Source organism: Pseudomonas sp. P5_109, from assembly GCF_034009455.1.
Taxonomy (GTDB): domain Bacteria; phylum Pseudomonadota; class Gammaproteobacteria; order Pseudomonadales; family Pseudomonadaceae; genus Aquipseudomonas.
Map to the genome: position 1 here is coordinate 879928 of NZ_CP125380.1, position 23634 is coordinate 903561.

General features: G+C 58.5%; 20 protein-coding genes and 2 tRNA genes. 21 read left to right on the forward strand and 1 reads right to left on the reverse strand.

From position 1 onward, the window contains the following. Positions 1-284: 284 nt before the first annotated feature. The 6 genes from dnaJ to QMK54_RS03785 all read left to right on the forward strand — a co-directional run bounded on the left by dnaJ (position 285) and on the right by QMK54_RS03785 (position 7868). The gene (gene dnaJ / locus QMK54_RS03760; RefSeq protein WP_110657818.1) at positions 285-1409 is read left to right on the forward strand and encodes a molecular chaperone DnaJ; all 1125 of its coding nucleotides are present in this window, start codon (positions 285-287) and stop codon (positions 1407-1409) included. A 10-nt stretch (positions 1410-1419) separates the two neighbouring features. Further along, the gene (dapB, locus tag QMK54_RS03765; protein ID WP_110657820.1) at positions 1420-2223 is read left to right on the forward strand and encodes a 4-hydroxy-tetrahydrodipicolinate reductase; all 804 of its coding nucleotides are present in this window, start codon (positions 1420-1422) and stop codon (positions 2221-2223) included. 259 nt (positions 2224-2482) lie between these two features. Further along, positions 2483-3619, forward strand: coding sequence for a glutamine-hydrolyzing carbamoyl-phosphate synthase small subunit (gene carA, locus QMK54_RS03770; protein ID WP_110657822.1), 1137 nt, complete (start codon positions 2483-2485; stop codon positions 3617-3619). Positions 3620-3734: 115 nt separating this feature from the next. Next, on the forward strand, positions 3735-6956 hold the full coding sequence (gene carB / locus QMK54_RS03775) for a carbamoyl-phosphate synthase large subunit (RefSeq protein ID WP_110657824.1): 3222 nt from the start codon (positions 3735-3737) through the stop codon (positions 6954-6956). A gap of 2 nt (positions 6957-6958) precedes the next feature. Next, positions 6959-7435 carry a transcription elongation factor GreA gene (gene greA / locus QMK54_RS03780; RefSeq protein ID WP_056728592.1) on the forward strand — a complete coding sequence of 159 codons (477 nt, stop codon included), beginning with the start codon at positions 6959-6961 and terminating at the stop codon, positions 7433-7435. 28 nt (positions 7436-7463) lie between these two features. Continuing rightward, a complete protein-coding gene (locus tag QMK54_RS03785; protein WP_320402886.1) occupies positions 7464-7868 on the forward strand; it encodes an MFS transporter in 405 nt (134 codons plus the stop codon). 9 nt (positions 7869-7877) lie between these two features. Here the strand turns inward: QMK54_RS03785 and QMK54_RS03790 are convergent, their stop codons facing one another. Next, positions 7878-8186 carry a YhbY family RNA-binding protein gene (locus tag QMK54_RS03790; protein WP_007942889.1) on the reverse strand — a complete coding sequence of 103 codons (309 nt, stop codon included), beginning with the start codon at positions 8184-8186 and terminating at the stop codon, positions 7878-7880. Positions 8187-8287: 101 nt separating this feature from the next. On the opposite strand from QMK54_RS03790, the gene rlmE reads away from it, so the two are divergent. From rlmE to pnp, 15 genes are all read left to right on the forward strand, one after another. Beyond that, positions 8288-8917 carry a 23S rRNA (uridine(2552)-2'-O)-methyltransferase RlmE gene (gene rlmE / locus QMK54_RS03795; protein ID WP_110657828.1) on the forward strand — a complete coding sequence of 210 codons (630 nt, stop codon included), beginning with the start codon at positions 8288-8290 and terminating at the stop codon, positions 8915-8917. 202 nt (positions 8918-9119) lie between these two features. Continuing rightward, on the forward strand, positions 9120-11030 hold the full coding sequence (ftsH, locus tag QMK54_RS03800) for an ATP-dependent zinc metalloprotease FtsH (RefSeq protein WP_015093436.1): 1911 nt from the start codon (positions 9120-9122) through the stop codon (positions 11028-11030). A gap of 8 nt (positions 11031-11038) precedes the next feature. Continuing rightward, complete coding sequence (folP, locus tag QMK54_RS03805) at positions 11039-11890, forward strand: dihydropteroate synthase (protein WP_110657830.1); 852 nt, start codon at positions 11039-11041, stop codon at positions 11888-11890. Between the two features lie 16 nt (positions 11891-11906). Beyond that, positions 11907-13244 carry a phosphoglucosamine mutase gene (gene glmM, locus QMK54_RS03810; protein WP_110657833.1) on the forward strand — a complete coding sequence of 446 codons (1338 nt, stop codon included), beginning with the start codon at positions 11907-11909 and terminating at the stop codon, positions 13242-13244. A 66-nt stretch (positions 13245-13310) separates the two neighbouring features. Further along, the gene (gene tpiA / locus QMK54_RS03815; RefSeq protein ID WP_223590044.1) at positions 13311-14066 is read left to right on the forward strand and encodes a triose-phosphate isomerase; all 756 of its coding nucleotides are present in this window, start codon (positions 13311-13313) and stop codon (positions 14064-14066) included. A gap of 4 nt (positions 14067-14070) precedes the next feature. Next, positions 14071-14454 (forward strand): preprotein translocase subunit SecG, encoded by a 384-nt coding sequence (gene secG / locus QMK54_RS03820; protein ID WP_017336473.1) that lies wholly within the window; start codon positions 14071-14073, stop codon positions 14452-14454. Between the two features lie 22 nt (positions 14455-14476). Continuing rightward, a tRNA-Leu gene (locus QMK54_RS03825) sits at positions 14477-14562 on the forward strand. A 97-nt stretch (positions 14563-14659) separates the two neighbouring features. After that, positions 14660-14736, forward strand: a tRNA-Met gene (locus tag QMK54_RS03830). Positions 14737-14874: 138 nt separating this feature from the next. Next, on the forward strand, positions 14875-15333 hold the full coding sequence (gene rimP / locus QMK54_RS03835; protein WP_064387885.1) for a ribosome maturation factor RimP: 459 nt from the start codon (positions 14875-14877) through the stop codon (positions 15331-15333). Positions 15334-15392: 59 nt separating this feature from the next. After that, positions 15393-16874: a transcription termination factor NusA gene (gene nusA, locus QMK54_RS03840; protein ID WP_007900474.1), complete on the forward strand. Its 1482-nt coding sequence runs from the start codon at positions 15393-15395 to the stop codon at positions 16872-16874. Positions 16875-16901: 27 nt separating this feature from the next. After that, positions 16902-19427 (forward strand): translation initiation factor IF-2, encoded by a 2526-nt coding sequence (gene infB, locus QMK54_RS03845; RefSeq protein WP_223590047.1) that lies wholly within the window; start codon positions 16902-16904, stop codon positions 19425-19427. Between the two features lie 159 nt (positions 19428-19586). Then, a complete protein-coding gene (rbfA, locus tag QMK54_RS03850) occupies positions 19587-19988 on the forward strand; it encodes a 30S ribosome-binding factor RbfA (RefSeq protein WP_007973108.1) in 402 nt (133 codons plus the stop codon). 3 nt (positions 19989-19991) lie between these two features. Next, on the forward strand, positions 19992-20909 hold the full coding sequence (truB, locus tag QMK54_RS03855; protein WP_223590049.1) for a tRNA pseudouridine(55) synthase TruB: 918 nt from the start codon (positions 19992-19994) through the stop codon (positions 20907-20909). 142 nt (positions 20910-21051) lie between these two features. Next, the gene (rpsO, locus tag QMK54_RS03860) at positions 21052-21321 is read left to right on the forward strand and encodes a 30S ribosomal protein S15 (RefSeq protein ID WP_003177875.1); all 270 of its coding nucleotides are present in this window, start codon (positions 21052-21054) and stop codon (positions 21319-21321) included. A gap of 206 nt (positions 21322-21527) precedes the next feature. Beyond that, positions 21528-23633 carry a polyribonucleotide nucleotidyltransferase gene (gene pnp / locus QMK54_RS03865; protein WP_053117036.1) on the forward strand — a complete coding sequence of 702 codons (2106 nt, stop codon included), beginning with the start codon at positions 21528-21530 and terminating at the stop codon, positions 23631-23633. Position 23634: the final 1 nt, after the last annotated feature.

Sequence of the window (23634 nt, forward strand, 5' to 3'; positions counted from 1 at the left end):
CCGGTTGACTGCCTTTAGGCGGTGACTGGTAGGATGTCGCCGCGCGGGAGCTTGCTCCCGCGTTGGCGTATCTGGAATACGCGAATTTTTACAGCATGCGACAGTGTTCGCGTGCTGCTGGCATGGCCGGGAATGCTCCTGCTTTCCGAGCTGTAAGTGCCAATTTGAAACAAAGACCAGGATCGTTGAATTGACGTGAGTTGGGTCCGGGCCTGTATTGGGGCTCAGCGAGTTCGGCAAACTCAGGAGGGTTTTGCCGGACGTCCTCAAGAGTGCAAAGACTTATGGCAAAGCGTGACTATTACGAAGTATTGGGTGTTGAGCGAGGCACAAGCGAGGCGGACCTGAAAAAGGCCTACCGTCGCCTGGCGATGAAGCACCACCCGGACCGTAATCCCGATGACAAGGCGTCGGAAGAGATGTTCAAGGAGGCCAACGAGGCCTACGAAGTGCTGTCCGATTCCAGCAAGCGCGCGGCGTACGACCAGTACGGTCATGCCGGTGTCGACCCGAGCATGGGTGGTGGCGGTGCCGGTTTCGGCGGCCAGAACTTCTCCGACATCTTTGGCGATGTCTTCAGCGATTTCTTCGGTGGCGGTCGCGGCGGTTCCCGTGGCGGCGCTCAGCGCGGCAGCGATTTGCGCTACACGCTGGAACTGGACCTGGAAGAAGCGGTACGCGGCACGACCGTGAATATCCGCGTTCCGACGCTGGTCAACTGCAAGCCTTGCGACGGCTCCGGTGCCAAGAAAGGTTCTGCTCCGGTGACTTGCCCGACTTGCGGCGGTATCGGTCAGGTGCGCATGCAGCAGGGCTTCTTCTCGGTGCAGCAGACCTGCCCGCGCTGCCATGGCCAAGGCAAGATCATTTCCGATCCGTGCGATTCCTGCCACGGCGAAGGTCGTGTCGAAGAGTACAAGACCCTGTCGGTGAAAGTGCCGGCCGGTGTCGATACCGGTGATCGCATTCGTCTGTCCGGCGAAGGCGAGGCGGGTGCCCAGGGTGGCCCGACTGGCGACCTCTACGTGGTGATCAACGTGCGCGAGCACTCGATTTTCCAGCGCGACGGCAAGCACCTGTTCTGCGAAGTGCCGATCAGCTTCGTCGATGCGGCGTTGGGTGGCGAGTTGGAGATCCCGACCCTTGATGGCCGGGTCAAGCTGAAGATCCCTGAGGGGACCCAGACCGGCAAGCAGTTCCGCGTTCGCGGCAAGGGCGTTGCACCGGTGCGTGGCGGTGGTGCGGGTGACTTGATGTGCCGTGTGGCGGTCGAGACGCCGGTCAACTTGAGCCGTCGCCAGCGTGAAATGCTCGAGGAGTTCCGTAGCTCCCTGGCGGACGACAACAGCCATTCGCCAAAAACCACCGGTTGGTTCGAAGGCGTGAAGCGCTTCTTCGGCGATTTGTAAGGAGACGGGCATGCGACGTATTGCAGTGATGGGCGCCGCCGGGCGCATGGGCAAGACCCTGATTGAAGCGGTGCAGCAAACCCCGGGCGCCGGTCTGACGGCGGCGGTGGATCGTCCCGACAGCACGCTGGTCGGCGCGGATGCCGGTGAGTTGGCAGCGCTGGGTCGTATCGGCGTGCCTCTGTCTGGTGATCTGGCTCGGGTGGTCGACGAGTTCGACGTGCTGATCGACTTCACGCACCCGACGGTGACCCTGAAGAACCTGGCTTTCTGCCGTAAGCACGGCAAGGCGATGATCATCGGTACCACCGGTTTCAGCGTTGAAGAAAAGCAGCTGCTGGCGGAAGCGGGCAAGGACATTCCGATTGTCTTCGCGGCCAACTTCAGTGTCGGCGTCAACCTGTGCCTGAAGTTGCTCGACACGGCCGCTCGAGTGTTGGGCGACGATGTCGATATCGAAATCACCGAAGCTCACCATCGGCATAAGGTCGATGCGCCGTCCGGCACTGCCGTGCGCATGGGTGAAGTGATTGCCGATGCGCTGGGCCGTGATCTGAAGAAGGTGGCGGTGTATGGCCGTGAGGGCCAGACCGGCGCTCGTGATCGCGAGACCATTGGTTTCGCCACGGTGCGTGCCGGTGACATCGTTGGTGACCACACCGTGCTGTTCGCCGCCGATGGCGAGCGTGTCGAGATCACTCACAAGGCGTCCAGTCGCATGACCTTCGCCAAGGGCGCGGTACGTGCTGCGTTGTGGCTGGAGGGGCGCGAGCCTGGCCTTTACGACATGCAAGACGTGCTCGATCTGCGTTAAGATGCACCCGAAATCGGGCTCGCGCACAGCGTTTGAGCCCGGTTTTGTTCCGCCAAGCGACGTCCTGTCGCATTCTCCAGCCTTTAAGGCTCATTGGCGGTAGACCAAAAAGGCCTTTTTCTGTAAGCTACAGCTTTAGTGTGTCCACTAAAAGCGCGCAGAATAATTCAGTGAAGAAGCGGGGTGACGTGTCCATACGTCACTCCGCTTTTTTACAACCTGCGATCGCCCTTTCAGGCTTTATTTACGGGAGGTCTTCTTGACTAAGCCAGCCATACTCGCCCTTGCTGATGGCAGCATTTTTCGCGGCGAAGCCATTGGAGCCGACGGTCAGACCGTTGGTGAGGTGGTGTTCAACACCGCAATGACCGGCTATCAGGAAATCCTTACCGATCCTTCCTACGCCCAACAGATCGTTACCCTGACTTACCCGCACATCGGCAACACCGGCACCACGCCGGAAGACGCCGAGTCCAACCGCGTCTGGTCTGCCGGCCTGGTCATCCGTGACCTGCCACTGGTTGCGAGCAACTGGCGTAACACGATGTCCCTGTCCGACTACCTGAAGGCCAACAACGTTGTGGCCATCGCCGGTATCGACACCCGCCGCCTGACACGCATCCTGCGTGAAAAAGGCGCGCAGAACGGCTGCATCATGGCCGGTGACAACATTTCCGAAGCAGCCGCCATCGCCGCCGCCCAGGGTTTCCCTGGCCTCAAGGGCATGGACCTGGCAAAGGTCGTCAGCACCACAGAGAAGTACGAGTGGCGCTCGACCGTCTGGGATCTGAAAACCGACAGCCACGCGACCATCGACGCCTCCGAGCTGCCATACCACGTGGTTGCCTACGACTACGGCGTCAAGGTGAACATCCTGCGCATGCTGGTCGAGCGCGGTTGCCGCGTGACCGTCGTGCCGGCGCAAACCCCTGCTGCCGACGTACTGGCCCTGAAGCCGGACGGCGTGTTCCTGTCCAACGGCCCTGGTGATCCGGAGCCTTGCGACTACGCGATCCAGGCGATCAAGGACGTGCTGGAAACCGAGATCCCGGTCTTCGGTATCTGCCTCGGTCACCAGCTGCTGGCCCTGGCCTCCGGCGCCAAGACCCTGAAAATGGGCCATGGCCACCACGGTGCCAACCACCCGGTCCAGGACCTGGACAGCGGTGTGGTGATGATCACCAGCCAGAACCACGGTTTTGCGGTAGACGAAGCGACCCTGCCAGCCAACGTCCGCGCGATTCACAAATCGCTGTTCGACGGCACCCTGCAAGGTATCGAGCGTACCGACAAGAGCGCCTTCAGCTTCCAGGGTCACCCGGAAGCCAGCCCTGGCCCGAACGACGTAGCGCCATTGTTCGATCGCTTCATCAACGAGATGGCCAAGCGACGCTGATCGCTCGCCTTGATGTAGCAAGGCTTGAGGGCGGTCCCGATGCCGGTGGCCCCCTCAAGTCAGAGATTGAACAAGACGGCTTGCCGACTGACCTGCGGATTTGAGTGACAAACCCATGCCAAAACGTACAGACATTAAAAGCATCCTTATTCTCGGCGCTGGCCCGATCGTAATCGGCCAGGCCTGCGAATTCGACTACTCCGGCGCCCAGGCCTGTAAAGCCCTGCGCGAAGAGGGTTACCGCGTCATCCTGGTGAACTCCAACCCGGCCACCATCATGACCGACCCGGCCATGGCCGACGCTACTTACATCGAGCCGATCAAGTGGCAGACCGTTGCCAAGATCATCGAGAAAGAGCGTCCGGACGCGCTGCTGCCAACCATGGGTGGCCAGACCGCTCTGAACTGCGCCCTGGACCTGGAGCGCGAAGGCGTTCTGGAGAAGTTCGGCGTAGAAATGATCGGTGCCAACGCTGACACCATCGACAAGGCTGAAGACCGCTCGCGTTTCGACAAGGCGATGAAATCCATCGGTCTGGCGTGCCCGCGTTCCGGTATCGCCCACAGCATGGAAGAGGCCAATGCGGTCCTCGAGAAGCTCGGCTTCCCGTGCATCATCCGTCCGTCCTTCACCATGGGCGGCACCGGTGGCGGTATCGCTTACAACCGTGAAGAGTTCGAAGAAATCTGCGCCCGTGGTCTGGACCTGTCGCCGACCAAAGAGCTGCTGATCGACGAATCGCTGATCGGCTGGAAAGAGTACGAGATGGAGGTTGTCCGCGATAAGAAGGACAACTGCATCATCGTCTGCTCCATCGAAAACTTCGACCCGATGGGCGTGCACACCGGTGACTCGATCACCGTGGCACCGGCACAGACCCTGACTGACAAGGAATACCAGATCCTGCGCAACGCCTCCCTGGCGGTACTGCGTGAGATCGGCGTTGAAACCGGCGGTTCCAACGTGCAGTTCGGTATCTGCCCGAACACTGGCCGCATGGTCGTGATCGAGATGAACCCGCGTGTATCGCGTTCCTCGGCACTGGCTTCGAAAGCCACCGGTTTCCCGATCGCCAAGGTCGCGGCCAAGCTGGCCGTGGGCTACACCCTCGACGAGCTGTCGAACGACATCACCGGCGGCAAGACTCCGGCGTCCTTCGAACCGTCCATCGACTACGTCGTGACCAAGCTGCCGCGTTTTGCCTTCGAGAAATTCCCGAAAGCCGACGCCCGCCTGACCACGCAAATGAAGTCGGTCGGTGAAGTCATGGCCATCGGTCGTACCTTCCAGGAATCCCTGCAGAAAGCCCTGCGCGGTCTGGAGGTCGGCGTTTGCGGCCTGGACGAGAAGGTTGATCTGAGCAATCCGGAAAGCATGAGCGTGCTCAAGCGCGAGCTGACCGTGCCGGGCGCCGAGCGTATCTGGTACGTGGCGGACGCAATGCGCGCCGGCATGACTGTCGAAGACATCTTCGGCATGACCATGATCGACCCTTGGTTCCTGGTGCAGATGGAAGACCTGATCAAGGAAGAAGAGAAGGTCAAGACCCTGGGCCTGACCAGCATCGACCGCGACCTGATGTTCCGTCTCAAGCGCAAAGGCTTCTCCGACATGCGCCTGGCCAAGCTGCTGGGTGTCACCGAGAAGAGCTTGCGTGCTCACCGTCACAAGCTGGAAATCTTCCCGGTCTACAAGCGCGTCGACACCTGCGCTGCCGAGTTCGCCACCGATACCGCTTACCTGTACTCGACCTACGAGGAAGAGTGCGAGGCCGCGCCATCGGGTCGCGACAAGATCATGATCCTGGGCGGCGGTCCTAACCGTATCGGCCAGGGCATCGAGTTCGACTACTGCTGCGTACACGCGGCACTGGCCCTGCGCGATGACGGGTACGAGACCATCATGGTCAACTGCAACCCGGAAACTGTTTCCACCGACTACGACACCTCCGATCGCCTGTACTTCGAACCAGTGACCCTGGAAGACGTGCTGGAAATCGTTCGCGTCGAGAAGCCAAAAGGCGTGATCGTCCAGTACGGCGGCCAGACCCCGCTGAAACTGGCGCGTGCCCTGGAAGCCGCCGGCGTGCCGATCATCGGCACCAGCCCTGACGCCATCGACCGTGCTGAAGACCGCGAGCGCTTCCAGCAGATGGTCCAGCGCCTGAACCTGCGTCAGCCGCCAAACGCTACCGTGCGCAGCGAAGACGAAGCGATTCGTGCCGCCAGCAAGATCGGTTACCCGCTGGTGGTGCGTCCGTCCTATGTACTGGGCGGTCGTGCGATGGAAATCGTCTACGAAGAAGAAGAACTCAAGCGCTACCTGCGCGAAGCGGTTCAAGTGTCCAACGACAGCCCGGTGCTGCTGGACCACTTCCTCAACTGCGCGATCGAAATGGACGTCGATGCGGTCTGCGACGGCAAAGACGTGGTGATCGGCGCGATCATGCAGCACATCGAACAGGCTGGCGTTCACTCCGGTGACTCCGCATGCTCGCTGCCGCCGTACTCGCTGCCGGCGCACATCCAGGACGAGATGCGCGAACAGGTCAAGAAAATGGCCCTGGAACTGGGCGTGATCGGCCTGATGAACGTACAGTTGGCGCTGCAAGGCGACGACATCTACGTCATCGAGGTCAACCCGCGCGCTTCCCGTACCGTACCGTTCGTGTCCAAGTGCATCGGTGTTTCCCTGGCAATGATCGCGGCTCGCGTCATGGCCGGTAAAACCCTGAAGGAAATCGGCTTCACCAAGGAAATCATTCCGAACTTCTACAGCGTGAAAGAGGCGGTGTTCCCGTTCGCCAAATTCCCTGGCGTTGACCCGATCCTCGGCCCAGAGATGAAGTCCACCGGTGAAGTGATGGGCGTGGGCGACACCTTCGGTGAAGCATTCGCCAAGGCCCAGATGGGCGCCAGCGAAGTGCTGCCGACCGGCGGTACTGCGTTCATCAGCGTGCGTGACGACGACAAGCCACTGGTTGCGGGCGTGGCCCGTGATCTGATCAACTTGGGCTTCGAAGTGGTCGCCACTGCCGGTACTGCCAAGCTGATTGAAGCTGCAGGCCTGAAAGTACGCCGCGTTAACAAGGTGACCGAGGGTCGTCCGCACGTGGTCGACATGATCAAGAATGACGAAGTCACCCTGATCATCAACACCACCGAAGGCCGTCAGTCGATCGCTGACTCCTATTCCATTCGTCGCAACGCCCTGCAGCACAAGATCTACTGCACCACCACCATTGCTGCTGGCGAAGCCATCTGCGAAGCGCTGAAGTTCGGTCCCGAGAAGACCGTACGCCGCTTGCAGGATCTACACGCAGGATTGAAGGCATGAGCATAACGAAGTACCCAATGACCGTTCAGGGCGCTCGCGCCCTGGAAGAAGAACACACTCACCTGACCAAGGTCGTTCGTCCGAAGCTCAGCCAGGACATCGGTACGGCCCGCGAGTTGGGTGACTTGAAGGAAAACGCCGAATACCACGCTGCTCGCGAGCAGCAGGGTATGGTCGAGGCGCGGATTCGTGACATCGAAGGCCGGATTCAGAATCAGGTCATCATCGACGTCACGACCATTCCTCACACTGGCAAGGTTATCTTCGGCACCACCGTCGAAATCGCCAACGTCGAGACTGATGAAAGCGTCACTTACCACATCGTGGGTGAGGATGAAGCTGACTTCAAACTTGGCAAGATTTCAGTCGGCTCGCCCTTGGCTCGTGCCTTGATCGGCAAGGAAGAGGGCGATGTGGTTGCGGTGAAAACGCCAAGTGGCGTTATCGAGTACGAGATTGTCGAAGTTCGTCACATCTGAAGGCCGGCGCCCGCTTCGTGCGGGCGCCATGCTTTGGCAGCTGGCCCAGATGTTGTGGGTCGGCGGCTTGTGGCTGTTGCAGATTGGTCTGTTGCCGGTGCTGGGGCTAATTGGCCTGGCGCCGCTGCTGATCGATGAAATCGCAGGCACGCTCAATGCACTCGTAGTGGGATTCGCTACGGCGTGTGTGATTTTTCAGGCTTTGGTGCTGATCAAGACCGAGGGCCTTGTCAGTCTATGGCGAGAAATTCGCGGACAACTGCTGTTGATGGCGCTGTGTGCGTGCGCGATGTACTTCGCGGTGCGTTTCGGTTGGCCGGGTGCGCTGCGTTGGCAGACGTTCAGCTATCTTGTTCTGGGCTTTTCCGGGCTGGTGCTGGTGTTGCAGCCGGTGCCGGGATGGAGTGGCAGGGTGCGCGAAGCACACCCCTGACCCTTGCCATCACTTGAAACGATGGACGTTCGACAGCTGCTTGTTGACGCTGAAGTTCTTGCGGTAGATCAGTGCCATCTTGCCGATGACCTGGACCAGGTCCGCTTTGCCGACCTTGCAGAGCTCTGCAATGGACGCCAGGCGCGATTCACGATCGAGGATGTTGAGCTTGATCTTGATCAGCTCGTGATCCGCCAAAGCGCGTTCGAGTTCGGCTAACACACCTTCAGTCAAACCATTATCTGCCACAATCAAAACTGGTTTCAGATGGTGGCCAATGGATTTGTACTGTTTCTTCTGCTCTTGAGTGAGCGGCATAATCTGACCCTTTCGTCTGGATTCTGTAAAATGGCGGCCATTTTACCCGAGGGTTCGTGACTCCGCCCAACTAATCACGACCCTTATCATCGAGGTGCCCAATGGCGCGTTCCAAGACAAGCCTTGAGTGGCTGAAAAGACATGTCAATGATCCCTATGTGAAGCAGGCGCAGAAGGACGGCTACCGCTCGCGGGCGAGTTACAAGCTTCTCGAAATCCAGGAGAAGTACAAACTGATTCGTCCGGGCATGAGCGTTGTCGACCTGGGTGCAGCGCCCGGTGGCTGGTCGCAGGTTACCAGTCGGCTGATCGGTGGTCAGGGGCGTCTGATCGCCTCGGACATCCTGGAAATGGACAGCATTCCGGACGTAACTTTCATTCAGGGTGACTTCACCCAGGACGAAGTGCTCGCTCGGATCCTTGAGGCCGTGGGTAATTCGCAGGTGGACCTTGTGATTTCCGATATGGCCCCCAATATGAGTGGTACGCCTGAAGTGGACATGCCCAAAGCCATGTTCCTGTGTGAGCTGGCGCTTGACCTGGCGGAGCGGATACTCAAGCCTGGTGGTAATTTCGTGATCAAGATTTTTCAGGGTGAAGGTTTCGATGTTTACCTGAAGGACGCCCGTAAGAAATTCGACAAGATCCAGATGATCAAGCCGGATTCTTCTCGTGGCAGCTCTCGCGAGCAATACATGCTGGCTTGGGGCTATCGCGGTCGCAGTGAATAAAACGAGCTTTTTTGGCCGGGGCGATAGGTTTTTCGTATTTCGCCTCGCGTGCATAAGCGAATATTGTGTAGAAAGTGTTTCACAAAGGGTTACAGACGGCGCCTGCCAAGTCGTAGGTAATGTAGTAAGTTAGGCCGGTGAATATCATGCGAAGCGCGCGCCAGTAGCGGAGCTTGCTTCAGAGGGTAGTTAATTGAACGATATGGCAAAGAATCTGATCCTGTGGTTGATCATCGCGGCTGTCCTGGTGACGGTGATGAACAACTTCTCCAGCCCTAACGAGCCGCAGACCCTCAACTATTCCGACTTCATCCAGCAGGTCAAGGATGGCAAGGTCGAGCGCGTCGCGGTTGATGGCTACGTGATTACCGGCAAGCGCAACGATGGCGACAGCTTCAAGACCATTCGCCCGGCGATCCAGGACAACGGCCTGATCGGCGACCTGGTGGATAACCACGTCGTGGTCGAAGGCAAGCAGCCTGAGCAGCAAAGCATCTGGACTCAGCTTCTGGTCGCCAGCTTCCCTATCCTCGTGATCATCGCCGTGTTCATGTTCTTCATGCGGCAGATGCAGGGCGGTGCCGGTGGCAAGGGCGGGCCGATGAGCTTTGGTAAAAGCAAGGCGCGCCTGCTCTCCGAGGATCAGGTGAAAACCACCCTGGCTGACGTTGCCGGTTGCGACGAAGCCAAGGAAGAAGTCGGTGAGTTGGTCGAGTTCCTGCGCGATCCGGGCAAATTCCAGCGCCTGGGTGGTCGCATTCCTCGCGGCGTGCTGATGGTTGGTCCTCCAGGTACCGGTAAAACCTTGCTGGCCAAGGCTATCGCCGGCGAAGCCAAAGTACCGTTCTTCACCATTTCCGGTTCCGACTTCGTCGAAATGTTCGTCGGTGTCGGTGCCAGCCGTGTTCGTGACATGTTCGAGCAGGCCAAGAAACACGCTCCATGCATCATCTTCATCGACGAAATCGATGCGGTCGGTCGCCATCGTGGTGCTGGCATGGGTGGTGGTCACGACGAGCGCGAGCAGACTCTCAACCAGTTGCTGGTCGAGATGGACGGCTTCGAAATGAACGACGGCATCATCGTGATTGCCGCGACCAACCGTCCTGACGTACTGGACCCTGCGCTGCTGCGTCCGGGCCGATTCGACCGCCAGGTTGTTGTGGGTCTGCCGGACATCCGTGGTCGCGAACAGATTCTCAAGGTTCACATGCGCAAAGTGCCGATGGGCGACGACGTTGCCCCGGCCGTGATCGCTCGTGGTACTCCAGGCTTCTCCGGTGCCGACCTGGCTAACCTGGTGAACGAGGCCTCGTTGTTCGCTGCCCGTGCCGGCAAGCGCATCGTCGAGATGAAAGAATTCGAATTGGCCAAAGACAAGATCATGATGGGCGCCGAGCGCAAATCCATGGTCATGTCCGAGAAAGAAAAGCAGAACACGGCTTATCACGAAGCGGGCCACGCCATTGTGGGTCGTGTCGTACCTGAGCATGATCCGGTGTACAAGGTGTCGATCATCCCGCGCGGTCGTGCGCTGGGTGTGACCATGTTCCTGCCGGAAGAAGACCGTTACAGCCTGTCCAAGCGTGCATTGATCAGCCAGATCTGCTCGCTGTACGGCGGTCGTATCGCTGAAGAAATGACCCTGGGCTTCGATGGCGTGACCACCGGTGCTTCCAACGACATCATGCGCGCCAGCCAGATTGCGCGGAACATGGTGACCAAGTGGGGTCTTTCGGAAAAACTCGGTCCGTTGATGTATGCCGAAGAAGAAGGCGAAGTGTTCCTTGGTCGCGGCGGTGGCGGTCAGAGTGCGAGCTTCTCCGGTGAGACAGCCAAGCTGATCGACTCCGAAGTGCGCAGCATCATCGATCAGTGCTATGGCACGGCGAAGCAGATTCTCACGGACAACCGTGACAAGCTCGACGCGATGGCCGATGCCTTGATGAAGTACGAAACCATCGATGCCGAGCAGATCGACGACATCATGGCAGGGCGTACGCCGCGCGAGCCGCGCGACTGGTCGGGTGGCACAGGTACCTCCGGCACCCCTCCGGTGGTGCAGGACGAGCGTCCGGAAACACCGATCGGCGGTCCTGCTGCTGACGTATAAGGTTTGAAATGACTTCTGTTCAGTCCTCGACCCGGTTGCCTTGCGGCAACCGGGTTCTTGATTTGGCCCAGACGCATGTCATGGGTATTCTCAATGTCACTCCTGACTCTTTCTCCGATGGTGGCCAATACAGCCAGCTCGACGCGGCCATGCGCCACGCCGAAGCCATGGTGGCGGCCGGCGCGACGCTGATCGATGTCGGTGGCGAGTCCACCCGGCCTGGCGCCAGGGCGGTGTCGCCCCTGGAGGAGCTGGAGCGCGTGGCGCCCATCGTCGAGCGCATTGCTCGCGAGCTGGACGTCATCATCTCGGTCGACACCTCAACGCCGGCTGTCATGCGTGAAACCGCGCGCCTGGGCGCCGGATTGATCAATGACGTACGTTCGTTGCGTCGCGATGGTGCCCTGGATGCGGCGGCGGCCACTGGCTTGCCGGTTTGCCTGATGCATATGCTGGGGGAGCCCGGCGATATGCAGGACGATCCGCAGTACCAGGACGTTACAAGGGAGGTCGGTGAGTTTCTTGCCGAGCGCATGCATCAATGTTCATTGGCGGGAATTGCCGCTGAGCGGATCATTCTTGATCCCGGCTTTGGTTTCGCTAAAACCTTGCAGCACAACCTAAGCTTGTTCAAGCATATGGAAGCCCTGCATGCCTTGGGGCGGCCCCTGTTGGTCGGGGTTTCGCGAAAGAGCATGATTGGTCAGGCATTGAATCGTCCGGTGGGAGACCGGCTGTATGGTGGTTTGGCGCTCGCAGCGCTGGCTTCGGCGAAAGGTGCGCGTATATTGCGCGTCCATGATGTAGCCGAAACAGTGGATGTGGTGCGGATGATCGCCGCAGTGGAATCAGCCGAATAAGAATGATGGAGCACTTATGAGCAAAAAATATTTTGGTACCGATGGTATTCGTGGGCGTGTCGGTGAATACCCGATTACTCCTGATTTCATGCTCAAGCTCGGCTGGGCTGCAGGTATGGCGTTCCGCAAGATGGGCGCCTGCAAGGTATTGGTAGGCAAGGACACCCGTATCTCCGGCTACATGTTCGAGTCTGCGCTTGAAGCAGGGCTGACCTCGGCGGGTGCCGATGTCATGCTCCTTGGTCCGATGCCAACCCCGGCGATTGCCTACCTGACGCGTACCTTTCATGCCGAAGCGGGCATCGTCATCAGTGCCTCGCACAATCCGCATGATGACAATGGCATCAAGTTTTTCTCCGGCAAGGGCACCAAGCTACCGGATGAAGTCGAGCACATGATCGAAGAGCTGCTCGATACCCCGATGACTGTGGTTGAGTCGAGCAAGATCGGCAAGGTGTCGCGAATCAATGACGCCTCGGGTCGGTATATCGAATTCTGCAAGAGCAGTGTGCCGACCGGTACCAGCTTTACCGGCCTCAAGATTGTGATCGACTGCGCCCATGGTGCGACCTATAAAGTGGCGCCGAGTGTGTTTCGTGAGTTGGGTGCCGAGGTCGTGGTCTTGTCCGCGCAGCCCAATGGTTTGAATATCAATGACAACTGCGGCTCGACCCATATGGGGCAGCTGCAGGCGGCTGTGCTGGCTGAGCACGCCGATCTGGGTATCGCCTTCGATGGTGATGGCGACCGGGTGTTGATGGTGGATCACACGGGAGCCATCGTCGATGGTGATGAGTTGCTGTTCATCATTGCTCGCGCCCTGCATGAGCGAGACAAGCTGCAAGGTGGTGTAGTCGGTACGCTGATGAGCAACTTGGGGCTGGAGTTGGCCTTGGCCGACCTGGCGATCCCCTTTGTTCGCGCCAATGTGGGTGACCGTTATGTGATTGCTGATCTGCTGGAGCGCAACTGGCTGGTCGGTGGCGAAAATTCGGGTCATATCGTTTGCTTCAATCACACCACCACTGGTGATGCGATTATTGCCGCGTTGCAGGTGCTGATGGCGTTGAAAACCCGCGGGCAAGGTTTGGCTGAAGCGCGTCAGGCGTTGCGCAAGTGCCCTCAGGTGCTGATCAATGTGCGTTTCGGTGGCGGTGCAAACCCTCTCGAACACCCGTCGGTCAAGGAAGCCAGCGAGCGTGTGACCAAGGCCATGGCAGGTCGGGGGCGTGTGCTGTTGCGCAAGTCCGGTACCGAGCCGCTGGTGCGTGTCATGGTCGAAGGCGAAGACGAAACCCTGGTTCGCGGCTATGCCGAAGAGCTGGCAAAACTGGTTACTGAAGTTTCTGCCTGAATTCGGCTTGCCAGCCTTGATTGTGTTGGGTAACATCTGCGCCCACTTTGACCGACGAGGTACAGCATGCGTCGCCCTATGGTAGCTGGTAACTGGAAGATGCACGGTACCCGCGCCAGCGTCGCTGAGCTGATCAACGGCCTTCGTGACTTGGCCTTGCCGAGCGGTGTTGATGTCGCGGTATTCCCGCCTTTCCTGCATATCAATCAAGTGATTGATGGCCTGGAAGGAAAGTCGATTTCGGTCGGCGCGCAGAATGCTGCGGTGGAATCCGGACAAGGTGCGTTGACCGGTGAAGTTGCACCGAGTCAGTTGGTGGATGCAGGTTGTTCCCTGGTACTTGTCGGGCACTCCGAACGCCGCCAGATTATGGGCGAGCAGGACGCGGTGCTGATTCGCAAGTTCGCAGCGGCACAGGCATGTGGCTTGATTCCGGTGTTGTGCATTGGGGAAACCCTTGAGCAGCGTGAAGCTGGAAAGACTCTTGAGGTTGTCTCGCGTCAGCTTGGCAGTATCATTGAGGAGCTGGGTGTCGGTGCCTTTGCCAAGGCAGTGATCGCTTACGAGCCGGTCTGGGCCATTGGTACCGGGCTGACTGCAACGCCGCAACAGGCGCAGGATGTGCATGCAGCCATTCGCGCTCAGTTGGCGGCAGAGAATTCTGAGGTCGCACAAGGTGTGCGGCTTCTATACGGCGGCAGCGTGAAGGCGGCCAATGCGGTCGAACTGTTCGGCATGCCGGATATCGATGGGGGTCTCATTGGTGGGGCTTCCCTGAATGCAGATGAGTTCGGTGCGATTTGTCGCGCCGCGGGAAACTGAAAAAATGCTGGAAACAGTCGTAGTCGTTTTTCATCTGCTGGGTGCATTGGGCGTAGTAGCTCTGGTTTTGCTGCAGCAGGGTAAAGGTGCGGACGCTGGCGCGTCTTTCGGAGCAGGTGCTTCAAATACTGTGTTCGGAAGCCAAGGTTCCTCTACCTTTCTTAGTAAGTTTACTGCTATACTTGCCGCAGGTTTTTTCATAACCAGCTTGGGGTTAGGTTACTTTGCTAAAGAGAAGGCTCACCAGCTGACTCAAGTAGGTCTGCCAAACCCAGCGGTACTGGAAGTTCCAAAGCAACAACCGGCTTCTGATGATGTCCCGGTGCTTCAAGAGCAAAAGTCGGCTACTCCAGCGACTGACGTACCTCCAGCTCAAGAGCAGAAGTAAGAAGGGTTTCAAACGTAGTATTGCCGAGGTGGTGGAATTGGTAGACACGCAACCTTGAGGTGGTTGTGCCCATAGGGTGTAGGGGTTCGAGTCCCCTTCTCGGTACCAATTAGTCAGGAGAGCCCGCTGTTGCGGGCTTTCTTGCAGGTGGAAGGTTACATTGACCCTGTAGGGGATCGGTCGTATACTTCCGCCCCAGCTTTGTCGCGGGGTGGAGCAGTCTGGTAGCTCGTCGGGCTCATAACCCGAAGGTCGTCGGTTCAAATCCGGCCCCCGCAACCAGTTTAAGGAGCCCCTTTTAAGGGGCTTTTTGTTAGCTGGACACTTTCTACGCCGCTGTTCGACGGCGTTTCAAGGATGGGCGTTTCGCCCATTTTTTTATTTTGCATAGCATGCACATACATGCACTAGGGGGTTCAGGTGTCGAGCAAGCTAGAAGAGTTGCAGGCCTTGCTGGCCCCGGTGGTCGTGGCCCTAGGCTATGAATGCTGGGGTATCGAGTTTTCGGCTCAGGGTCGTCACTCGATGTTGCGCGTTTATATCGATAAAGAGGGCGGCGTGCTGGTGGACGATTGTGCCATCGTCAGCCGTCAGATCAGCGGTGTGCTGGATGTTGAAGATCCAATCACCGTTGAGTACACCCTTGAAGTTTCCTCGCCTGGCATGGAACGCCCTCTGTTCACTCTTGAGCAGTTTGCAAAATTTGCCGGTGAACAAGTGAAGATCAAGCTGCGCTCGCCTTTTGAAGGACGACGCAACTTTCAGGGCCTTCTGCGCGGCGTAGAAGAGCAGGATGTCGTGGTGCAGGTGGAAGACCACGAGTTCCTGTTGCCGATCGATATGATCGACAAGGCCAACATTATTCCCAGTTTTGACTGAGGCGTGCCAGATACTGCGGATCCCGCGGATCCAATGGCTTGCGAAAGGCGAGGCGTACGATGAGCAAAGAAGTACTGCTGGTTGTTGAGTCGGTATCCAACGAAAAGGGTGTACCGGCAAACGTTATTTTTGAAGCGCTGGAGCTGGCCCTGGCCACTGCGACCAAAAAGCGTTTCGAAGACGAAGTTGATCTGCGTGTGGAAATCAATCGCCACACGGGTGCCTACGAGACTTTCCGTCGCTGGACGGTCGTCGAGGAAGCAGACCTGGACGATCCGGCCATCGAAACCTGGCCGAGCAAGGTTGCTGAAACGCACCCTGGCGCCAAGGTCGGTGACGTCGTCGAAGAGAAAATCGAGTCCATCGAGTTCGGGCGCATCGCTGCACAGACTGCCAAGCAGGTCATTGTGCAGAAAGTTCGCGAAGCCGAGCGCGCTCAGGTTGTTGACGCTTATCGCGAGCGCCTGGGTGAAATCATCTCCGGCACCGTGAAAAAAGTCACCCGCGACAACGTGATCGTTGATCTGGGCAACAACGCTGAAGCGTTGCTGGCCCGTGAAGACATCATTTCTCGCGAAACTTTCCGGGTTGGCGTGCGTTTGCGTGCGCTGCTCAAGGAAATCCGCACAGAGAACCGCGGCCCGCAGCTGATCCTGTCGCGTACCGCGCCGGAAATGCTGATCGAGCTGTTCCGCATCGAAGTGCCGGAAATTGCCGAAGGCCTGATCGAAGTGATGGCTGCGTCCCGTGATCCGGGATCCCGCGCCAAGATCGCCGTCCGCTCCAAGGACAAACGCATCGACCCGCAGGGCGCTTGCATCGGTATGCGCGGTTCGCGCGTCCAGGCAGTGTCGGGTGAGTTGGGCGGTGAGCGTGTTGATATCGTTCTGTGGGACGACAACCCGGCTCAGTTCGTGATCAACGCCATGTCCCCGGCCGAGGTTGCGGCAATTATTGTTGACGAAGATGCCCACGCAATGGACATCGCCGTTGGCGCAGACAATCTGGCTCAGGCCATTGGTCGCGGTGGTCAGAACGTGCGTCTGGCCAGCCAGCTGACTGGCTGGACCCTGAACGTGATGACCGAATCGGACATCCAGGCTAAGCAGCAAGCAGAAACCGGCGACATCCTGCGCAACTTCATCGACGAGCTGGAAGTCGACGAAGACCTGGCGCAGGTGCTGGTAGATGAAGGCTTCACCAGCCTGGAAGAGATTGCCTACGTACCGTTGGAAGAAATGCTCAACATCGACGGCTTTGACGAAGAAACCGTCAACGAGCTTCGTGCTCGTGCCAAGGATCGTTTGTTGACCAAAGCCATCGCTACTGAGGAAAAGCTGGCAGACGCCCATCCGGCCGAAGACCTGCTCTCGCTTGAGGGTATGGACAAGGATTTGGCGATGGAACTGGCGGTGCGCGGCGTAATTACCCGCGAAGACCTGGCCGAGCAGTCTATTGACGACCTGCTCGACATCGACGGCATTGACGATGATCGTGCCGGCAAGTTGATCATGGCCGCCCGAGCCCACTGGTTCGAGTAATTAGGCGCGGCCTGAGGAGAGAAGTGCATGACGCAAGTCACGGTGAAACAACTGGCCGATGAGGTCAAAACACCGGTAGAGCGCCTGTTGCAGCAGATGCGTGAGGCAGGTCTGCCGCACACCGCCGCCGAAGAAAGTGTGACTGACAGTGAGAAGCAATCGTTGCTGACTCACTTGAAAAGCAGCCACAAGGCGAAAGTGGAAGAACCACGCAAGATTACGCTGCAGCGTAAAACCACCAGCACCCTGCGGGTTGCTGGCAGCAAAAGCATCAGCGTTGAAGTACGCAAGAAGAAAGTCTTCGTACAGCGCAGCCCGGAAGAAATCGAAGCCGAGCGCAAGCGTGAACTGGATGAACGTCGCGCAGTAGAAAATGCTGCACGTCAGAAGGCTGAAGAAGAAGCCAAGCGTCGCGCCGAAGAAGAAGCGCGTCGCCAGCCTGCTGCTGCGCAGACCGCTCCAGCCGAACCTGTTGCAGCGCCTGCTGTGGTAGCCGAACCTGTGCGTGAAAGCGCACCGGTTGTGGCAGCTGCTCCGGCTCCTGCGGCAGACGCTCGCAAGCGTGACGAACAGCGTCGTCCGGACAAGCCACGTGCCGACGACAACAATCGTCGCGGTAGCGGCGATGGCGAGCGCAAAAACGCTCCGCATCGTGCTTCGGTCAAGGAAAAGGCGCCTGCGCCACGCGTTGCCCCACGTACTACCGACGAAGAAAGCGATGGCTTCCGTCGTGGTGGTCGCGGCAAGGCCAAGCTGAAGAAGCGTAACGCCCACGGTTTCCAGAGCCCAACCGGCCCTGTCGTGCGCGAAGTGAAGATCGGCGAAACCATCACTGTTGGCGACCTCGCTCAACAGATGTCGGTGAAGGCTGCTGAAATCATCAAGTTCATGTTCAAACTGGGTACTCCAGCGACCATCAACCAGGTACTGGATCAGGAAACTGCCCAGTTGGTTGCCGAAGAGCTGGGCCACAAAGTGACCCTGGTCAGCGACACCGCCCTGGAAGATTCCCTGGCCGAGTCCCTGAAGTTTGAAGGCGAGGCAGTTTCCCGTGCACCAGTCGTGACCGTAATGGGCCACGTTGACCACGGTAAGACTTCCCTGCTCGACTACATCCGTCGTGCCAAGGTTGCAGCTGGCGAAGCCGGCGGCATCACCCAGCACATCGGTGCATACCACGTTGAAACCGACCGTGGCATGGTGACGTTCCTCGATACCCCTGGTCACGCCGCGTTTACCGCAATGCGTGCCCGTGGTGCCAAGGCGACCGACATCGTGATCCTGGTGGTTGCAGCGGACGACGGCGTAATGCCGCAGACCATCGAAGCTGTTCAGCATGCCAAGGCTGCGGGTGTTCCGCTGGTCGTGGCTGTGAACAAGATCGACAAGCCAGGTGCTGACCTCGATCGCATTCGTAGCGAACTGTCGGTACACGGCGTGACGTCGGAAGAGTGGGGTGGTGACACGCCATTCGTACCGGTTTCGGCGAAGATGGGTACTGGCGTCGACGAACTGCTCGAAGCGGTACTGCTGCAAGCCGAGGTCCTGGAACTGACTGCAACTCCATCGGCTCCTGGTCGTGGCGTAGTGGTTGAGTCCCGCCTGGACAAGGGCCGTGGCCCGGTGGCTACCGTTCTGGTTCAAGACGGTACCCTGCGCCAGGGCGACATGGTCCTGGTCGGTTCGAACTATGGCCGCGTTCGCGCCATGCTCGACGAGAACGGCAAGCCAATCAAGGAAGCCGGTCCGGCCATCCCTGTCGAGATCCTCGGCCTGGACGGTACCCCGGACGCTGGCGACGAGATGAGCGTGGTTGCCGACGAGAAGAAAGCCCGTGAAGTGGCTCTGTTCCGTCAAGGCAAGTTCCGCGAAGTCAAACTGGCTCGTGCTCACGCAGGCAAGCTGGAAAACATCTTCGAAAGCATGGGCCAGGAAGAGAAGAAGACGCTCAACATCGTCCTCAAATCCGACGTCCGTGGATCGCTGGAAGCGTTGAACGGTGCCTTGAACGGCCTGGGTAACGACGAAGTGCAAGTGCGTGTGGTCGGTGGCGGCGTCGGTGGTATCACCGAATCCGATGCCAACCTGGCTCTGGCCTCCAACGCTGTACTGTTCGGCTTCAACGTGCGTGCCGATGCCGGTGCGCGCAAGATCGTCGAGCAGGAAGGTCTGGATATGCGTTACTACAACGTGATCTACGACATCATCGAAGACGTCAAGAAAGCCCTGACCGGCATGCTCGGCAGCGACGTTCGCGAGAACATCCTGGGTATCGCCGAAGTGCGTGACGTGTTCCGTTCGCCGAAGTTTGGCGCGATCGCCGGTTGCATGGTTATCGAAGGTGTTGTTCACCGTAACCGTCCAATCCGTGTACTGCGTGAAGACATCGTTATCTTCGAAGGCGAGCTGGAATCCCTGCGTCGCTTCAAGGATGACGCTTCCGAAGTACGTGCCGGCATGGAATGCGGTATCGGCGTGAAGAGCTACAACGACGTCAAGGTCGGTGACAAGATCGAAGTCTTCGAGAAGGTGCAGGTTGCTCGCAGCCTCTAATTCGCGCACTTCAAGAGCCGTGACGGGTAGCCGCATGCAAGTGCGCAGCTCGCCACCAGGACTCTAAACGCAACGCCCGGTCTGGCTTTTGTCAGGCCGGGCGTTTGCCGCTTTCAGACCTCACGGGTTTCACCGTGGGGCAGTAACAGGTAACAGGACATGGCAAAAGAATATAGCCGTACCCAACGCATCGGCGATCAGATGCAGCGTGAGCTGGCACAACTGATCCGTCGTGAAGTAAAAGACCCGCGCGTCGGCCTGGTCACCATTACCGCAGTGGAAGTCAGCCGTGACGTCGGTCACGCCAAGATCTTCATCACCGTGATGGGGCAGGACAGCGCCGAGGAAATCGCACAAAGCATCAAGGTGCTCAACTCCGCCGCCGGTTTCCTGCGCATGCAGCTGGCTCGCGAGATGAAGCTGCGCAGCGTTCCACAGCTGCACTTCCACTACGACGAAAGCGTCGTGCGTGGCGCGCACCTGTCGGCATTGATCGAGCGCGCAGTGGCTGAAGACAATCAGCATCCGGTTGCGGCAGAAGCCGAAGACACCAAGGAGTAATCGGTGGCTCAGGTCAAACGTATCCGTCGTAACGTCAGCGGCATTATCCTTCTCGACAAGCCGCTGGGGTTCACCTCCAACGCGGCCTTGCAGAAGGTTCGCTGGTTGCTGAACGCCGAAAAGGCAGGTCATACCGGCAGTCTCGATCCCTTGGCCACCGGCGTGTTGCCGCTGTGCTTCGGCGAGGCGACCAAGTTCTCGCAATACCTGCTCGATTCCGACAAGGGTTATGAAACCCTGGCGCAATTGGGCAAGACCACCACCACGGCGGATGCCGAGGGTGAAGTTTTGCAGGAACGTCCGGTGACCGTTGGTCGCACCGAAGTCGAAGCTGTGCTGCCGAAATTTCGTGGGCAAATCAGTCAGATACCGCCAATGTACTCGGCGCTCAAGCGCGATGGCCAGCCGCTGTACAAGCTGGCTCGTGCAGGCGAAGTAGTGGAGCGCGAACCGCGTTCTGTTACTATTACGCGCTTGGAATTGCTGGCCTTCGAAGGTGATACTGCGCGGCTGTCGGTGGATTGCACCAAAGGCACCTATATCCGCACCCTGGTGGAGGATATCGGTGAGCAACTCGGTTGTGGTGCTTACGTTGCAGAACTGCGACGTACCCAGGCCGGGCCATTCACCCTGGCGCAGACGGTTACCCTGGAAGAGCTGGAAGCAGTACATGCCGAAGGCGGCAACGAAGCGGTCGATCGCTTCCTGATGCCATCGGACAGCGGCCTGCTGGATTGGCCACTGTTGCAGTTCTCGGAAGCGAGCGCGTTCTACTGGCTCAACGGCCAGCCGGTACGTGCCCCGGATGCTCCGAAGTTCGGCATGGTGCGGGTACAGGATCACAATGGTCGCTTCATCGGTATCGGTGAAGTGAGCGAAGACGGGCGCATCGCGCCTCGTCGTTTGATTCGGTCAGAATGACCGAAACCAGTCTGCGTAACAGCAGGCTGGCGAGGGTGGCTGTCAACAGGCACGGTCACTACTCATTTTTAGATACAGGGATTTGTCCCTGGCCTGTTGAAACTGTTTTTCTGAAACAGTTTCCTGATAAAAGGATTGCCTCATGGCTCTCGACGTTCAAGAAAAAGCTCAAATCGTTGCTGACTACCAGCAAGCTGTTGGTGACACCGGTTCGCCAGAAGTGCAAGTTGCACTGCTGACCCACAACATCAACAAGCTGCAAGGTCACTTCAAGGCCAACGGTAAAGATCACCACTCCCGTCGTGGTCTGATCCGCATGGTAAACCAGCGTCGTAAGCTGCTGGACTACCTGAAAGGCAAGGATCTGGGTCGCTATCAGACTCTGATCGGTCGCCTGGGTCTGCGTCGCTAATAAGCGATTGCGCTAGAGGTTGGTTGTCTGTCGTGCACCAGCGGGTTTCCCGCAGGTGCATGGCAGGCTCCCAGCCTCAAGTTTTATCTGGATACCTGCTTTGCCTGAGTAACACCTGGACAAGCCAGTCGGGCCGATTCCCGACATTGCCCAAGAATTTCGCAAGAAACCAGTTCCCCCAAGAGCCACAAAGAAGGTAGGACACCGTGAACCCGGTAATCAAAAAATTCCAGTTCGGTCAGTCGACCGTTACCCTCGAGACTGGCCGTATCGCCCGTCAGGCCTCCGGCGCAGTATTGGTCACCGTTGACGACGACGTCAGCGTATTGGTGACCGTAGTCGGTGCAAAACAAGCCGATCCAGGCAAGGGCTTCTTCCCTCTGTCTGTTCACTACCAGGAAAAGACTTACGCTGCCGGTAAGATCCCTGGCGGTTTCTTCAAGCGCGAAGGCCGTCCTTCCGAGAAAGAAACCCTGACTTCCCGACTGATCGACCGTCCGATCCGTCCGCTGTTCCCTGAAGGCTTCATGAACGAAGTGCAGGTAGTCTGCACCGTCGTTTCGACCAGCAAGAAGACCGATCCGGACATCGCTGCGATGATCGGTACCTCGGCTGCCCTGGCTATCTCGGGCATCCCGTTCGACGGCCCGATCGGCGCCGCTCGCGTAGCTTTCCACGAAAGCACCGGCTACCTGCTGAACCCGACTTACGAGCAGCAAGCTGCTTCGAGCCTGGACATGGTCGTTGCCGGTACTTCCGACGCCGTGCTGATGGTTGAATCGGAAGCCAAAGAGCTGACCGAAGACCAGATGCTGGGCGCTGTACTGTTTGCTCACGACGAATTCCAGGTTGTGATCAACGCTGTTAAAGAACTGGCCGCTGAAGCTGCCAAGCCAACCTGGAACTGGGCTCCTGCTCCAGAAGCCACCGAACTGCTGGGCGCTATCCGTGCCGAGTTCGGCGAAGCGATCTCCCAGGCTTACACCATCACCATCAAGGCCGACCGTTACGCTCGCCTGGGTGAGCTGAAGGATCAGGTGGTTGCCAAGCTGTCCGGTGAAGAAGGCCAGCCTTCGTCCAGCGAAGTCAAAGCTGCTTTCGGCGAAATCGAATACCGCACCGTTCGCGAAAACATCGTAAACGGCAAGCCACGTATCGACGGTCGCGACACCAAAACCGTACGCCCACTGAACATCGAAGTCGGCGTTCTGCCGAAGACTCACGGTTCGGCACTGTTCACCCGTGGTGAAACCCAGGCTCTGGTTGTTGCAACACTGGGCACTGCCCGTGACGCACAGCTGCTGGACACCCTGGAAGGCGAGAAAAAAGACCCGTTCATGCTGCACTACAACTTCCCTCCGTTCTCGGTAGGCGAGTGTGGTCGCATGGGTGGCGCTGGTCGTCGTGAAATCGGTCACGGCCGTCTGGCCCGTCGTTCGGTTTCGGCCATGCTGCCAGCCGCTGACGTGTTCCCGTACACCATCCGTGTGGTTTCGGAAATCACCGAATCCAACGGTTCGAGCTCGATGGCTTCCGTTTGCGGTGCTTCCCTGGCCCTGATGGACGCTGGTGTGCCGATGAAAGCGCCGGTTGCCGGTATCGCCATGGGTCTGGTTAAAGAAGGCGAGAAATTCGCAGTCCTGACCGACATCCTCGGTGACGAAGACCACCTGGGCGACATGGACTTCAAGGTAGCTGGTACCGCCAAAGGTGTTACCGCGCTGCAGATGGACATCAAGATCAAAGGCATCACCGAAGAGATCATGGAGATCGCTCTGGGCCAAGCCCTGGAAGCGCGCCTGAACATCCTCGGCCAGATGAACCAGATCATTGGCCAGTCGCGTACCGAGCTGTCGGCCAACGCTCCGACCATGATCGCGATGAAAATCGACACCGACAAAATCCGTGACGTTATCGGTAAAGGCGGCGCGACCATTCGTGCGATCTGTGAAGAGACCAAGGCTTCGATCGACATCGAAGACGACGGTTCGATCAAGATCTTCGGCGAAACCAAGGAAGCGGCAGAAGCTGCTCGTCAGCGCGTACTGGGCATTACCGCTGAAGCTGAAATCGGCAAGATCTACGTCGGCAAGGTTGAGCGCATCGTCGACTTCGGCGCATTCGTCAACATCCTGCCGGGCAAGGACGGTCTGGTTCACATCTCGATGCTGAGCGACGCTCGCGTTGAGAAAGTGACCGACATCCTGAAAGAAGGCCAGGAAGTGGAAGTACTGGTACTGGACGTGGACAACCGCGGCCGTATCAAGCTGTCCATCAAAGACGTGGCAGCAGCCAAGGCTTCGGGCGTTTAAT